The 12,829-nt window shown below is 67.7% G+C and carries 11 protein-coding genes; 5 read left to right on the top strand and 6 right to left on the bottom strand.

The window, feature by feature from the left end; translation table 11 throughout:
• The first annotated feature begins 55 nt into the window (after window positions 1-55).
• Complete coding sequence (locus A9X00_RS09860; RefSeq protein WP_067152396.1) at window positions 56-1,888, top strand: SulP family inorganic anion transporter; 1,833 nt, start codon at window positions 56-58, stop codon at window positions 1,886-1,888.
• A gap of 3 nt (window positions 1,889-1,891) precedes the next feature.
• Here A9X00_RS09860 and hemW read toward each other — a convergent pair whose 3' ends face one another.
• Entirely contained in the window at window positions 1,892-3,064 is a 1,173-nt protein-coding gene (gene hemW, locus A9X00_RS09855) for a radical SAM family heme chaperone HemW (protein ID WP_067152395.1), read from the bottom strand.
• A 424-nt stretch (window positions 3,065-3,488) separates the two neighbouring features.
• Between hemW and A9X00_RS09850 the strand changes: the two genes are divergently transcribed.
• Genes A9X00_RS09850 through A9X00_RS09840 form a run of 3 tightly spaced genes read left to right on the top strand, consistent with a single transcriptional unit; the run spans window position 3,489 to window position 6,630 of the window.
• On the top strand, window positions 3,489-5,168 hold the full coding sequence (locus tag A9X00_RS09850) for a nitrite/sulfite reductase (protein WP_067152393.1): 1,680 nt from the start codon (window positions 3,489-3,491) through the stop codon (window positions 5,166-5,168).
• Window positions 5,165-5,908, top strand: coding sequence for a phosphoadenylyl-sulfate reductase (locus A9X00_RS09845; protein ID WP_067152391.1), 744 nt, complete (start codon window positions 5,165-5,167; stop codon window positions 5,906-5,908). Before A9X00_RS09850 ends, A9X00_RS09845 begins: the two co-directional genes overlap by 4 nt.
• On the top strand, window positions 5,887-6,630 hold the full coding sequence (locus A9X00_RS09840; RefSeq protein ID WP_082974962.1) for a sirohydrochlorin chelatase: 744 nt from the start codon (window positions 5,887-5,889) through the stop codon (window positions 6,628-6,630). Before A9X00_RS09845 ends, A9X00_RS09840 begins: the two co-directional genes overlap by 22 nt.
• A gap of 12 nt (window positions 6,631-6,642) precedes the next feature.
• On the opposite strand, the gene A9X00_RS09835 is transcribed toward A9X00_RS09840, so the two are convergent.
• Window positions 6,643-6,807 (bottom strand): hypothetical protein, encoded by a 165-nt coding sequence (locus A9X00_RS09835; protein WP_156772017.1) that lies wholly within the window; start codon window positions 6,805-6,807, stop codon window positions 6,643-6,645.
• Window positions 6,808-7,006: 199 nt separating this feature from the next.
• Here A9X00_RS09835 and A9X00_RS09830 point away from each other — a divergent pair, with 199 nt between their 5' ends.
• A complete protein-coding gene (locus tag A9X00_RS09830; protein WP_067152385.1) occupies window positions 7,007-8,953 on the top strand; it encodes a gamma-glutamyltransferase family protein in 1,947 nt (648 codons plus the stop codon).
• A 17-nt stretch (window positions 8,954-8,970) separates the two neighbouring features.
• Here the strand turns inward: A9X00_RS09830 and A9X00_RS09825 are convergent, their stop codons facing one another.
• Genes A9X00_RS09825 through A9X00_RS09810 form a run of 4 tightly spaced genes read right to left on the bottom strand, consistent with a single transcriptional unit; the run spans window position 8,971 to window position 12,787 of the window.
• Complete coding sequence (locus A9X00_RS09825; protein ID WP_067152383.1) at window positions 8,971-10,062, bottom strand: sulfate/molybdate ABC transporter ATP-binding protein; 1,092 nt, start codon at window positions 10,060-10,062, stop codon at window positions 8,971-8,973.
• 21 nt (window positions 10,063-10,083) lie between these two features.
• Window positions 10,084-10,899 carry a sulfate ABC transporter permease subunit CysW gene (gene cysW, locus A9X00_RS09820; RefSeq protein WP_067152381.1) on the bottom strand — a complete coding sequence of 272 codons (816 nt, stop codon included), beginning with the start codon at window positions 10,897-10,899 and terminating at the stop codon, window positions 10,084-10,086.
• Entirely contained in the window at window positions 10,896-11,744 is an 849-nt protein-coding gene (gene cysT, locus A9X00_RS09815; RefSeq protein ID WP_067152379.1) for a sulfate ABC transporter permease subunit CysT, read from the bottom strand. The genes cysW and cysT overlap by 4 nt, the downstream gene beginning before the upstream one ends.
• Window positions 11,741-12,787, bottom strand: coding sequence for a sulfate ABC transporter substrate-binding protein (locus tag A9X00_RS09810; RefSeq protein ID WP_067152377.1), 1,047 nt, complete (start codon window positions 12,785-12,787; stop codon window positions 11,741-11,743). Before A9X00_RS09810 ends, cysT begins: the two co-directional genes overlap by 4 nt.
• Window positions 12,788-12,829 lie beyond the last annotated feature (42 nt).

The following is a 12,829-nucleotide window of genomic DNA, read 5'->3' as shown; positions in this document are numbered from 1 at the left end:
TTCCAAATGAATTTGAACCACAACCAGACGAACCGTTGTCGAGAGGGCGCCCAACGTGCTACAAGCCACATCCGTTCCGGCAACCGTTCCGACCGAGAAGCCCCGCAATGGTCTGGCCGGTCTCAAACACTGGCGCTACGACCTTCGCTCGGGTTTCACCGTGGCCATGATCTCGCTGCCGTTCTCCATGGGTATCGCGATGACGTCGGGTGCGCCGCCGATCTGCGGCATCATGTCGGCGATCATCGCCGGTTTCATCCTGCCGTTCGTGGGTGGCTCGTATGTCACCATCAGCGGCCCGGCCGCGGGGCTGGCGCCGGCCCTGTTCGCCGGCATGATCTCCCTGGGACACGCCCGCCTGGGCCACGGCGGCTCTACATCCGAGTTGCTCGCCGTGGGATACCCTCTGGTCCTTGTCGCCATTGCCATCGCGGGCGCGTTGCAAGTGGTCCTTGCCAAGTTGAAGGTCGCGCGCCTGAGCGCCATCTTCCCGGCCGCGGCCATCCACGGCATGCTGGCGGCCATCGGCCTGATGATCATCGTCAAGCAGATTCCCCTCTTCATGGGAGTGAAGTTCGAAGCCCACGAATTCTGGGCGGTCCTGGGCGAAGTGCCCAGCCATTTCCACTCGATGAACCCGAAGGTCTGCGCGCTGGGGATCGGCTGTCTGGCAGCGATGTTCGCGCTCGCGGTCGTGCCCTGGCGGCTCCTGAAGATGCTGCCGCCACCGGTCTGGGTGTTCTTGGGTGGCACGCTGGTAAGCACATTCGTCCTGAAGTTGGACAAGCACTTTCTGATCAACATTCCCGACTCGCTCGAACACGGGATCGTCTTCCCCCACTTCGGTGAGGCATTCACCAATGCCGCAATCTGGCTGCCCCTGGCCTACCTGGTTATCACCCTGCTGTTGATCGACGCGACCGAGTCCCTGGCGACGATCGCGGCCGTGGACAACATCGACCCCTTCCGTCGCCGATCCAATCCGGACAAGACGTTGCTGGCCATGGGCATGTCCAACGGCGCCTCGAGCCTGCTCGGTGGCTTGACCATCATCCCCGGCATGGTCAAGAGCACGGCGAACGTCCTCGCCGGCGGCCGGACCCAGTGGGCCAACTTCTATAACGCGTGCTTCCTGCTGACGTTCGTGCTGGTCGGCCGCTATGTAATCGACATGGTCCCGATGGCCGTCCTGGGCGCCATCCTGGTGTTCATCGGCTACAAGCTGTGTAAGCCGGGGCTCTGGGTCAAGATCGCGCGGATCGGGACGGAGCAGCTCGTCGTCTTCGCCACCACATTGCTGGTGACCGTGACCACGGACCTGCTCATCGGCATCGTCGTCGGCGTCGTGCTGGAGTTGGTCTTGAACCTCTGGTACGTCGGCCTGTGGCACACGCTGAGCAATGGGTCGGATTTCGCCAAGCCGAATTTCGCCAGGCGCTTCCTCAGTCTCTTCCGGAATCCGGTGTCCACGCGGGAAGTCGAGGAAGGGATGTACCACCTGTACCTGGACGGCCCCCTGGTGTGTTTCAACCTGTTCCACGTGATTCGGGAGCTGGGGCAGCTTCCGGACGGTACTCGGGTCGTGTATCTCCACTTGAGCTCGCGGGTGCCGCTCGTCGATCACACGACGGGCGAATCCCTGCGCTATTACCTGGAAGAGTTCAGCGGCCACGACCAGAGTCCGAGGCTGGTGATCGAGGGATGGGACCACATGCGGCCCCTGTCCAAACATGAGACGAGCACGCGGATCGCCATCGCCACCGTCGAGAAAGCGGCCTTGACGGATCGAGCCAAGCCCGAATTGCGGATCGCCATCGCCACCGTCGAGAAGGCGGCCTCCGCGGAGCGAGCCGAACAAGAACTGCGGGTCGCTCAGACCACGGATTGACGACTACCCCAGCAGCGTGCGGACCACCGCGTCGGCCAGCAGCCGACCGCGGGGGGTGAGCACCAGCCTGTCGCCCTCGGATACCAGCAAGCCGTCCGCGACCGAGATTTCGGCGCGTTCGCGCTCGGCTGCGCCCAACCGCCCCAGCGGAAGCCCTTGGCGCAGCCGGGTTTTCAGCAGCACCTCCTCGGTGTGCAACGCGTCGCCGTCCAACTGCTCGAAGCCGGCCACCGGCAGTTCGCCCCCGGCCAGCTTCTCGGCATACGCGTTGGGGTGCTTGACATTCCACCAGCGCGTGGCCCCGACATACCCATGGGCACCCGGGCCTGCGCCCCACCACTGGCCGCCGTCCCAGTAACCGAGGTTGTGCCGGCACTCACCACCCGGTCGGCACCAGTTGGACACCTCGTACCAGTGCAGCCCCGCCCCGGACAGCCGGGCATCGACCAATTCGTAGCGGTGCGCCAGCACGTCGTCGTCGGGGGCGGCCAGTTCCCCGCGCCGGACCCGCCGCGCCAGCGCCGTGCCCTCCTCCACCACCAGCGCATAGGCGGAGACATGGTCGACGCCGGTGTCGATCGCGGTGTCGACCGAGCGCAGCAGGTCGTCGTCGGACTCCCCCGGCGTCCCATAGATCAGGTCGAGGCTGACGTGTTCGAAGCCCTCCGCCAACGCCTCGCGGGCCGCGGCCGCCGACCGGTTCGGGGTGTGTATCCGGTCGAGGACGCCGAGCACCCGCGGGGACACCGATTGCATGCCCAGCGACACCCTGGTGAACCCCGCGGCGCGAATGGCCGCGAAAAAGTCGGGCCACGCCGACTCCGGGTTGGCCTCGGTGGTGATCTCGGCGTCCGGCGCGAGGGCAAAGTGCTCACGCACCATGTCCAGCAGCTTGGCCACGCGGGCGCCGCCCAGCAGCGAAGGCGTGCCCCCGCCGACGAACACCGTGCTGACGGTCGGCCCGTCCAGCCGCGCGGCGGCCAGCCGCAGCTCCGTTCCCAATGCCTGCAGCCAGGCGTCGGGGTTGACGCCGCCCAGCTCGGCCGGGGTGTAGGTGTTGAAGTCGCAGTATCCGCAGCGGGTGATGCAGAACGGGACGTGGATGTACAGCCCGAACGGCTGCCCGGGGTTCGGCCGCAGGGCGGGCAGGTCAACCGGGGCCTCGGTGAGGGGCATTGCCGAATTTTCCCACGACGACCGCCACCGCCGTCGAGCGAGGGAATCGGCGCAGGTCACACGGGGTAAGGGGCGCTCGATCGACCGGAGCCGATTTCCAGGCGATTCCTCGCGAGGTCTGCTCGGGCGTCCAGGGTCGCCCCGTACTTTGGGTCAGCGTGAGGAAAAATATGACCTGATGGCGAAGCTTGTCGCCGTCCATGGCACAATGGCTGCCGTGACTGTCGCCAATCGCAGCCTGCGTATCGCCCTCGTGGCTCGGCGGCACATCGATCTCAAGCGCGTATGCAGCTGTTGTTGTTGCTGTCTGCCTTGATGCCGTAGACCCGCCCCACCTGTACTCAGCTGGCTGCCGGATCTGCGCAGCCGAAATAAATGCGGTGTGCTGCGCGTCCAAGCCTGCGACGTTCGCGAAGGAGACCCGATGACCACAGCCCGTCCCGCTGGGGCCCAAAGCAAGGCCCGGAGTGAGGGTCAGTGGGCGCTGGGCGATCGCGAGCCGCTGAATCCCAACGAAGAGATGAAGCAGGCCGGCGCCCCGCTTGAGGTGCGCGAACGCATCGAAAACGTCTACGCCAAGGCCGGATTCGACAGCATCGAGAAGTCCGATCTGCGGGGCCGCTTCCGCTGGTGGGGCCTCTACACCCAGCGCGAGCAGGGCTACGACGGGTCATTCACCGGCGACGAGAACGCCGATTTGCTCGAGGCCAAGTACTTCATGATGCGGGTGCGCTGCGACGGCGGCGCGCTCTCCACCGCCGCGCTGCGCACGGTGGGCCAGATCTCGACCGAATTCGGCCGGGACACCGCCGACATTTCCGACCGGCAGAACGTGCAGATGCACTGGATCGAGGTGGAAAACGTCCCGGAGATCTGGCGTCGGCTGGACGAGGTCGGCCTGCAGACCGCCGAGGCGTGCGGGGACTGCCCGCGCGTGATCCTCGGCTCGCCCCTGGCCGGCGAGTCGCTGGACGAGGTGCTCGACCCCAGCTGGGCGATCGAAGAGATCGTGCGCCGCTACATCGGCAAACCCGACTTCGCCGACCTGCCCCGCAAGTACAAGACCGCCATCTCCGGGCTGCAGGACGTCGTGCACGAGATCAACGACATCGCGTTCGTCGGCGTCAACCATCCCGAGCACGGTCCCGGCCTGGACCTGTGGGTGGGCGGCGGCCTGTCGACCAACCCGATGCTGGCCCAGCGCGTCGGCGCCTGGGTCCCGCTGGACGAGGTGCCCGAGGTGTGGGCCGCGGTAACCTCGATATTCCGTGACTACGGCTATCGGCGGCTGCGGGCCAAGGCCCGGCTGAAGTTCCTGATCAAGGACTGGGGCATCGAAAAGTTCCGGGAAGTTCTCGAGACCGAATACCTCAAGCGCCCGCTGATCGACGGCCCCGCCCCCGAGCCGGTCCCGCACCCGATCGATCACGTCGGGGTGCAGCGGCTCAAGAACGGGCTCAACGCCGTCGGGCTCGCGCCGATCGCCGGGCGGGTGTCGGGCACCATCCTCTCGGCGGTGGCCGACCTGGCCGAGCGGGCCGGTTCGGACCGCATCCGGTTCACCCCATACCAGAAGCTGATCATCCTCGACGTGCCCGACGACAGGCTCGACGACCTGATCGCCGGCGCGGAGGCGCTGGGGCTTCAATCGCGCCCGTCGCGCTGGCGCCGAAACCTGATGGCCTGCACGGGGATCGAGTTCTGCAAGCTGTCGTTCGCCGAAACCCGTGGCCGCGCACAGGGTTTGGTGCCCGAGCTGGAGCGCCGGCTGGAGGACCTCAACGCCGCGCTGGACGTACCGATCACGGTCAACATCAACGGTTGCCCCAACTCGTGCGCGCGGATTCAAGTCGCCGACATCGGGTTCAAGGGTCAGATGGTCGACGACGGTCACGGCGGCTCGGTCGAAGGCTTCCAGGTGCACCTGGGCGGCAGTCTCGGCCTGGACAGCGGTTTCGGCCGAAAACTGCGTCAGCACAAGGTCACCAGCGACGAGCTGGGCGACTACATCGAGCGAGTGGTACGCAACTTCATCAAGCACCGAAGCGACGGTGAACGATTCGCGCAGTGGGTCGTTCGCGCCGAGGAAGGCGATTTGCGTTGAACGGAGAACTGACGAGGCCGACGGAAGCCCAGCTGCGCGAGTTGGCTGCCCGCGGCGCCGCGGAACTCGAGGGCGCCAGCGCCACCGAACTGTTGCGTTGGACCGACGAGAACTTCGGCGGGATCAACGGGCCACGCGGGTGGGCGACGTGTAACTACGTCGTGGCGTCCAGCATGCAGGAGGCCGTGCTGATCGATCTGGCCGCCAAGGTGCGCCCGGGCGTGCCGGTGATGTTCCTGGACACCGGCTACCACTTCGTGGAGACCATCGGGACCCGGGACGCCATCGAATCCGTCTACGACATCCGGGTGGTCAACGTCACGCCCGAGCACACGGTCGCCGAACAGGACAGGCTGATGGGCAAGGACCTGTTCGCGCGCGACCCGGGCGAGTGCTGCCGGCTGCGAAAGGTCGCCCCGTTAGGCAAGGCGCTGCGCGGCTACTCGGCGTGGGTGACCGGGCTGCGCCGCAGCGACGCACCGACGCGCGCCAACGCCCCGGTGATCAGCTTCGACGAGGGATACAAGCTGGTGAAGATCAACCCGCTGGCCACGTGGACCGACGACGACATGCAGAACTACATCGACGAGAACGACGTGCTGGTCAATCCCCTTGTCTACGAAGGTTATCCGTCGATCGGTTGCGCCCCGTGCACGGCCAAGCCGGTCGACGAGGCCGACCCGCGCAGCGGCCGCTGGCAGGGCCACGCCAAGACGGAATGCGGGCTGCACGCGTCGTGAGCACGCTCCTGCTTGTCGCGCACGGAAGCGAGGATCCACGGTCGGCGGCCAACGCGAAGGCCGTCGCCCGGCGGGTGGCGCGCATGCGACCCGGCCTGGACGTGCGCCTCGCCTTCTGTGAGCTGAACAAACCCGGCCTGGTCGACGTGCTTTGCGGGCTATCGGCCGCCGAGGATGGGGCCGTCGTCACCCCGCTGTTGCTGGCCAACGCGTACCACGCCAGGGTCGACATTCCCCGCCAGATCGCCCGGTCCGGTGTCGATGCCGGCCAAGCCGGCGTGCTCGGCGAAGATCCTCGGCTTATCTCGCTGCTGCGACGGCGGGTGACGGAGTTGGGCATATCCCCGCACGACGAGCGGGTCGGCGTGCTCGTGGCGGCGATCGGGTCATCCGACCCCGCGGCCAACGCGCGGACTCGGCAGGTGGCATCCCGTCTGCTGGCGGGCACGAGCTGGGCGGGTGCCACGACGGCGTTGGTGACCCGCCCGCAACCGTCGCTGGCCGAGGCCGCCGGCCGGTTGCGGCGACAGGGCGCCCGACGGGTGGTCATCGCGCCGTGGTTCCTGGCGCCGGGGCGGCTGCCGGACCGGGTGCGGAGGTTCGCCGACTACGCCGGCATCGAGTTGGCGGCACCGTTGGGCGCGCACCCGTTGGTGGCCGAGACGGTGCTGGATCGCTTTGACCAGGCATGCAAGGCTCGGATGCGCCCCGTCGCCGCCTGAGCCGCAGGGAACCTAAACGTCGGCCAAACCGGACCGCTCGCGAAGCTGCCTCATCAGGTCTTCAAGTTGGTCGTCGGTCAGCTCTGGGTTAAGCCGGCGGAGTATCGCTTCGATTTGCTCCATCCGCTCATGCTTTTCGCGCTCCAGCAACCTGCGGTGCGTGTCGTCAGGGACCACGACGACCTCCTCGCATTGCGAGCCCCGGCCCCGAACGGCCTGGACAGACCCATTCACTCGATCCCGGACGCCCACGTCCCGCCGAATCGGACGGACATCGATGACGCTACACCCGGCGGCCGGGCCGCACAGCCAAACGGATTTTGCTGGCAGGCCGGAGTCCCGGAAAATGGGCTTAAGCCGCCCGCCCGGTTCCCGTATGCTTCGTGCCTTGAACACCCGCTCGATCGCAGCCCTGCTGGCCGTGCTGGTGCTGGGGCTGGCCGGGTGTGGCGGCGGCAGGCACGCGGCCACGCCCACCGCGCCGGGTCCGTGCGAGATCGTGCCCAACGGCACCCCGGTTCCGCAAAAGCCTTCGGCGCCTTCGGCTTCGGCGGGCACCGCGGTGAACCCCGAGAACGCGACCGGCTACCGCAGCGACATGACCGTCGTGCGGACGGCTCACTACGCCGTGGCCACCGCGAACCCGCTGTCCACCCAGGCGGCATGCCGGGTGCTGCGCGACGGCGGCCCGGCCGCCGACGCGATGGTGGCCGCCCAGGCGGTCCTGGGTTTGGTCGAACCGCAGTCGTCGGGGCTCGGCGGCGGCGGGTTCGCGCTGTATTACGACGCCCGCACCGGTTCCGTCCAGGCCTACGACGGCCGCGAGGTCGCGCCCGCGGCGGCGGGCGAGAACTACCTGCGCTGGGTCAGCGACGCCGATCACGCGGCGCCCATCCCCGACGCGCGGGCCTCCGGGCGCTCGATCGGGGTTCCGGGCATTCCGCGGATGCTCGAGCTCGTGCACAACGACCACGGCCACCTACCCTGGCGTGATCTCTTCGCCCCCGCGGCGGCATTGGCGGACAACGGATTCGACGTCAGCCCCCGGATGGCCGCCGCCATCTCGGACTCGGCGGCAGCGCTGCGCGTCGACCCGCAGGCGCGCGGATACTTCCTCAACCCGGACGGCAGCCCGAAGGCGGCGGGCACGCGGCTGACGAACCCGGCATACGCAAAAACCTCGTCCGCCATCGCCTCCGCGGGCGCCAACGCCTTCTATACCGGCGACATCGCCCACGACATCGTCGCGGCGGCGCGCGACACCTTGGCGGGTCGCACGCCGAGCCTGCTGACCGACGAGGACCTGGCGGGCTACGTCGCCAAGAGGCGCGACCCGCTGTGCATGACGTATCGCGGCCGGCAGATCTGCGGCATGCCCGCGCCGTCGTCGGGCGGCGTCGCGGTGGCCGCCACGCTGGGAATCCTCGAGCATTTCCCGATGGGCGACTACCCGCCCGCCAACGTCGACCTCAACGGCGGTCGTCCCAGCGTGATGGGTGTCCACCTGGTCTCCGAAGCCGAGCGACTGGCCTACGCCGACCGTGACGAATACGTCGCGGATCCCGATTTCGTCGGGATGCCCGGCGGCGCGCTCAGCACGCTGATCGACCCCGGCTATCTGGCCGGACGCGCCGTGCTGATTTCACCGCAGCGCAGCATGGGGAGCGCCCGGCCCGGCGATTTCGGCCGGCCCACCGGCGCCGCACCGCCGGGGACGGAGCACGGCACCAGCCACGTCAGCGTCATCGACTCCTACGGCAACGCGGCCGCGTTCACGACGACCGTCGAGTCGGCGTTCGGTTCGTTCCACATGGTCGGCGGGTTCATCCTGAACAACCAGCTCACCGATTTCGCCGCCGACCCCCGCGCGGCCGACGGTTCGCCGGTGGCCAACCGCGTGCAGCCCGGCAAGCGGCCGCGAAGCTCGATGGCGCCGACGCTGGTGTTCGATGCCGCGCCGGCGGGGCGCGGCGCGCTGTACGCGGTGGTGGGGTCGCCGGGCGGTTCGATGATCATCCAGTTCGTCGTGAAAACGCTTGTGGCGATGCTTGATTGGGGCCTAAACCCGCAGCAGGCGGTGTCGCTGGTCGACTTCGGTGCGCAGAACTCACCGCAGACCAACGTCGGCGGCGAGGATCCCGAAATCAACTCCTCCGACAACGGCGACCACGACCCGCTGGTGGCAGGTTTGCGCGCGCTGGGACATCAGGTCAACCTGGCCGACCAGTCCAGCGGGCTTTCGGCGATCACCCGCAGCACCGGGCAATGGACCGGGGGCGCCGACCCGCGCCGCGAGGGTGCGGTCATGGGCGACAACGGATAACGCCGGCTCGCCGTGACTCAGGCCGACGTCAGCGTGCTCTGGTCCTCGTCCGCGTCGCCGACACCGCCACGGGGAACCACGACGTCGCTCGGGAGGGGTGGCACGCGGGTGGCGCGGACGTAGACGGTGTCGCCGTCGCGCAGCGCCAGGGCCTCGGCGTCACCGCGGGTGATCTGCGCGGTGAAGGGGCCCCCGGTCGCCGCGCTGGTCAGTTCCACGCGCACCTCGAAGCCCAGCGCCACCACGCGGTCGACGGTCGCGCGCACCACCCCGATGGATTCGGCCGTGGCGTCGGCGGTGGCCACCGCCATGTCGGGCTTGCGGCCCACCCGGATGTCGTGCGGGCGCACCAGCGCGCCGTTCAGCTCGGACACCGCGCCCAGGAAGGACATGACGAACGAACTCGCCGGGGAGTCATAGACGTCGGTGGGCGAGCCGACCTGCTCGATGCGGCCCTTGTTGAGCACCGCGATCCGATCGGCCACATCCAGCGCCTCCTGCTGATCGTGGGTGACCAGCACCGTCGTGACGTGCACCTCGTCATGCAGGCGGCGCAACCACGCCCGCAAGTCCTCACGCACCTTGGCGTCCAGCGCCCCGAACGGCTCGTCGAGCAACAACACCTGCGGATCCACCGCCAGCGCGCGGGCCAACGCCATGCGCTGGCGCTGACCCCCGGACAGCTGATTGGGATAGCGGGTCTGAAAACCGCTCAGCCCCACCACCTCCAGGAGGTTGTCGACCTTCTCTTTGATCTCGGCCTTGGGCCGCTTGCGGATCTTGAGCCCATAGGCCACGTTGTCGCGCACCGTCATGTGCTTGAACGCCGCATAATGCTGAAACACAAACCCGATGCCGCGCCGCTGCGGCGGCACCCGCGTGACATCCCGGCCATCGATCGTCACCGTCCCACTGTCGGGCTGATCCAGCCCCGCAATGGCCCGCAACAGCGTCGACTTGCCCGAGCCACTGGGACCCAACAAGGCCGTCAACGACCCCTTCGGCACCACGAAGTCCACGTGATCCAACGCCACGAAATCCCCATAGCGCTTGTAGGCGTCACGCACCGTGATCGCGTGGTCGCGGGGCTCGGTCGGATTGTCGGTCATCTGCCAGTCTCCTTGTCCGGCTTATTTGGTCGCTCGTGCCCGGCGAACGTCGAGAACCAGCTGGAAGATCAGCACCAGCACGGCCACACCCATCAGCAGCGTCGAGAGCGCGTAGGCGCCGTACTCGGCCCCGCGGTTGTACCGGTCCGCCACAAGCAATGTCAGCGTTTGCGACTTGCCCGGCAGGTTGGACGACACGATGATCACCGCGCCGAACTCGCCGAGCGTGCGCGCGACGGTCAGCACGACGCCGTAGGTCAAACCCCACCGGATGGACGGCAACGTGATCCGCCAAAACGTCTGCCACCAACTCGAACCCAGGGTGGCGGCCGCCTCCTCCTGATCGGTGCCCAACTCGTGCAGCAACGGCTCCACTTCGCGCACCACGAACGGCAGCGTGACGAAGATACTGGCCAGGACGATCCCCGGCAGCCCGAAAATGATCTTCAGGCCGAGGTTGTTTTCGACGAACCCGAAGGCGCCGCCCGCGCCCCACAGCAGGATCAAGGCCACGCCCACGATGACGGGCGAGACCGCGAACGGCAGGTCGATGACCGCCTGCAGCACGCCCTTCCCCCGAAACCGGTTGCGCGCCAGCACCAACGCGGTCGGAATGCCGAAGACGACGTTGAGCGGCACCACGATCGCCACCACCAGCAGCGTCAAATTCAGCGCCGATACCGCGGCTGGTGTGCTCACCCAGTCGAAGAACTGGCCGATCCCGGGGCGGAAGGTCCGCCACAGGATCAGCGATACCGGAACGACGAGCAACACGAAGATGTATGCCAGCCCGACGAATCGGATGAGGTAGCGAGACCTCGTCGAGGACGCGGTCATCTCGCCAACTCCTCGCGTTTGGCCGCGCGCCCGCCCACGATGCGCAGGATGAACAGCACGGTAAACGAAATCGCAAGCAGCACGATGGATATCGCGGCGGCTCCGGTGCGGTCGTCGTTCTCGATCAGCGTCCGAATCCACTGGGAGGACACTTCGGTCTTGCCCGGCACCGCGCCGCCGATCAACACCACCGACCCGAATTCGCCGATCGCTCGCGAGAACGCCAGGCCCGCACCGGATAACAGGGCCGGGGTCAGCGACGGCAACACGACCGAGGTGAAGATCTTCGGGCCATTCGCGCCCAGCGAGGCCGCCGCCTCCTCGGCCTCCCGGTCGATCTCCAGCAGCACCGGCTGAACGGCCCGCACCACGAACGGCAGGGTGACGAAGGCCAGCGCCACCGCCACACCCCAAGCGGTGTGCTGCAGGTGCAGCCCCACCGGGCTGTTGTTCCCGTACAGAGCCAGCATCACCAGGCTGGCGACGATGGTCGGCAGCGCGAACGGCAGGTCGATGATGGCGTCGACCAGTCGTTTGCCGAAGAAGTCGTCGCGCACCAGCATCCAGGCGATCACCAGCCCGAACACCAGGTTGACCGCCGTCACCCCGGCGGAGATGGTGAGCGTCACGCGGAACGACTCCAGCGCGGCGTTCGACGTGACGGCGAGCCAGAAGGCGTGCCAGCCGCCGCCGGCGGCCTGCCACGCGATGGCGGCCAGCGGCAGCAGCACGATCACCGACAGCCACAGCGTCGCGACGCCGACCCGTAACGACGTGGTGCCCGATCCGCGAGGGCGCCGGGTGGCTCGGACCTCGTGCGGGACGGGCGTGACGATGGCCGTCATCCCGTCGCCTTCGTGTAGATCTTGGTGATGCTGCCCGTGTTCTTGTCGAACAGCTGCGGGTCCACCGTGCCCCAGCCGCCGAGTTGGGCGATCGTCCACAGCTTCGCCGGCACGGGGAACTGGTTGCGGAAATCCGCGGCGACGGCGGGGTCGACCGGCCGGAAGCCGGCCTGCGCCCACACCTTCTGCGCCGCAGCGGTGTACTGAAAGTTCTTGAAAGCCACGGCGGCATCCAGGTGCGGGCTGGTGGTCACCACCGCCAACGGGTTCTCGATCTTGAACGTCTGCGGCGGGTTGACGTGCTCGACCGGCTTGCCCGCGCGTTCGGTCGCGATGGCCTCGTTCTCGTAGCTGATCAAGACGTCACCGCTGCCCTGGACGAAGACGTCGGTGGCCTCCCGTCCCGAGCCGGGGCGCAGCTTGACGTGTTCGCTCACCAATTTGTGGATGAAGTCGATGCCGGCCTGACCGTTGGCGCCGCCTTCGCTCTTGACGGCATACGGGGCAAGCAGATTCCACTTGGCCGATCCCGAACTCAGCGGGCTGGGCGTGATGACCTCAATGCCGGTCCGCAGCAGGTCATCCCAGTCCTTGATGTTCTTCGGATTTCCCTTGCGCACCACCAACGTGACGACCGACCCGAACGGGATTCCCTTGGTGGCGTCGGTGTTCCAGTCCTTGGAGACCTTGCCCGCCTTGACCAACCGGGTGACGTCGGGTTCGACCGAGAAGTTGACGAGATCGGCCGGCTTACCCTCGGCGACGCCGCGGGACTGGTCGCCGGAGGCGCCGTAGGAGGTGATCACCTGGATGCCCTTGCCCTCGTCGGAGGCGTTGAAGGCGGGGATCACCTTGCTCCAGCCGGGTTCCGGGGCGGAATAGGCGACCAGGGTGAGACTCGTGCGCGCGTTGCTGGGACCGCTCCCGCCCACCACGTCGCTAGGGCCGCCCTGACACGCGGCGACGACGCCGACGATCAGCGCGAGTATGGCGATGCCTCCAGCAGTCCGCCAGCGTCTTGCACTGCCGATGTCGGTGGGCATTGGTGGCCTTTCATTTGCTGTTTCGAGCGGGATGGTCTGGAT

It is taken from the genome of Mycobacterium sp. 1245805.9, from assembly GCF_001672915.1.
In the GTDB taxonomy this organism is placed as follows: domain Bacteria; phylum Actinomycetota; class Actinomycetes; order Mycobacteriales; family Mycobacteriaceae; genus Mycobacterium.
The sequence above is the reverse complement of the archived record's forward strand: the minus strand, read 5'-3'. Positions and strand labels throughout refer to the sequence as shown.

Bases quoted from the DNA above. Each gene is read 5' to 3' on its own strand.
- hemW (WP_067152395.1), bottom strand. From the start codon at position 3,064: ATGCCCCTCACCGAGGCCCCGGTTGACCTGCCCGCCCTGCGGCCGAAC.
- A9X00_RS09850 (WP_067152393.1), top strand. From the start codon at position 3,489: ATGACCACAGCCCGTCCCGCTGGGGCCCAAAGCAAGGCCCGGAGTGAG.
- A9X00_RS09840 (WP_082974962.1), top strand. From the start codon at position 5,887: ATGCGGGCTGCACGCGTCGTGAGCACGCTCCTGCTTGTCGCGCACGGA.
- A9X00_RS09830 (WP_067152385.1), top strand. From the start codon at position 7,007: ATGCTTCGTGCCTTGAACACCCGCTCGATCGCAGCCCTGCTGGCCGTG.
- A9X00_RS09825 (WP_067152383.1), bottom strand. From the start codon at position 10,062: ATGACCGACAATCCGACCGAGCCCCGCGACCACGCGATCACGGTGCGT.
- cysW (WP_067152381.1), bottom strand. From the start codon at position 10,899: ATGACCGCGTCCTCGACGAGGTCTCGCTACCTCATCCGATTCGTCGGG.
- cysT (WP_067152379.1), bottom strand. From the start codon at position 11,744: ATGACGGCCATCGTCACGCCCGTCCCGCACGAGGTCCGAGCCACCCGG.
- A9X00_RS09810 (WP_067152377.1), bottom strand. From the start codon at position 12,787: ATGCCCACCGACATCGGCAGTGCAAGACGCTGGCGGACTGCTGGAGGC.